General features: G+C 76.8%; 1 protein-coding gene. It reads left to right on the top strand.

Annotated features, from left to right (window positions below):
• Positions 1-874: hypothetical protein (locus H5J30_RS35160; protein ID WP_181791849.1), on the top strand; the 874-nt coding region annotated here is incomplete at its 5' end.
• Positions 875-1,086 lie beyond the last annotated feature (212 nt).

The raw sequence follows: 1,086 nt of genomic DNA, 5'->3' as shown, positions 1-1,086 counted from the left end.
GCGGCGGCGCCGCGTCGTCGTCAGCAGCGAGCGGTTCGCCAACGCGGACGCCGGCGCGGCGAAGGCGGTGGTCGACGGGCTCGGCGGGGACCGGGTGCACGTCGTCGTCACGCTGCGGCCGCTGGTGAGGATCCTGCCGTCGCAGTGGCAGGAGTACATCAAGTCCGGCCACCACCACGCGTACGAGAAGTGGCTCGACGGCATGCTGCGCAGACCGCCGTACCGCAAGCCGACGCCGTCGTTCTGGCGGCGGCACCGGCACGACGAACTGGTGGCGCGCTGGGCGGAGGCGGCCGGCGCGGACAACCTGACGGTGGTCGTCGTCGACGGGGCCGACCCGCTGGCGCACCTGCGCGCCTTCGAAGGGCTGCTGGGGCTGCCGGACGGGGTGCTGGAGCCGGAGCAGGACGGGTTCGCCAACCGGTCGCTGACCGCCGGGGAGGTGGAGGTGGTGCGGCTGGTGAACAGGGAGCTGTCCAGGGCCGAACGCCCGGCGGCGGAGCGCAAGCTCGTACGCGAGGAACTGGTGCGCCGGCTGCGCGGAGCGCACGTGCCGGCGGGGGACGCGGAGCGGATCGCCACCCCGGCGTGGGCGCGGCGGGCGGCGGCGGAGGTCGGCGCGGAGATGGTGGCGGGCATCAGGAAGTCGGGGGTGCGGGTGGTGGGGGACCTGGACGCGCTGGTGCCGGCGGCGACCGCTGCGGACGCGGGTCCCCGCACCGGTGCTGATGCCGGTAGCGATGCCGGTGCCGGTGCCGGTGCCGGTGCCGGTGGCGGTGGCGGTGCCGATGCCGGGGCCGAGCCGCGGCTGCCGGTGGCCGCGGCGGCCGCGGTGGTGGCGGGGGCGCTGCTGGCGGCGGCCGAGTCCCCGTAGCTCCGGGGCCCGCGCGGCCGGACCCGGCATATAGTCCGGGGCCGGGGCCTGTTGACCGGGGAAAAGGGAGGCGCGGAGATGGCCGAGGCGGTGCCGGGTCTGGTGCGGGTCACCGAGCGGGTGTGGGTGTGGCCGCACCACCCCGATCCGGACCGGGTGCAGGCGGGCGTCGGGGTGATCGCCGGGGACGACGGCTGCCTGCTCGTCGACGC

It is taken from the genome of Streptomyces phytophilus (genome assembly GCF_013870535.1).
Classification (GTDB): domain Bacteria; phylum Actinomycetota; class Actinomycetes; order Streptomycetales; family Streptomycetaceae; genus Streptomyces; species Streptomyces phytophilus.
This window is presented reverse-complemented; position numbering and strand designations above follow the sequence as displayed.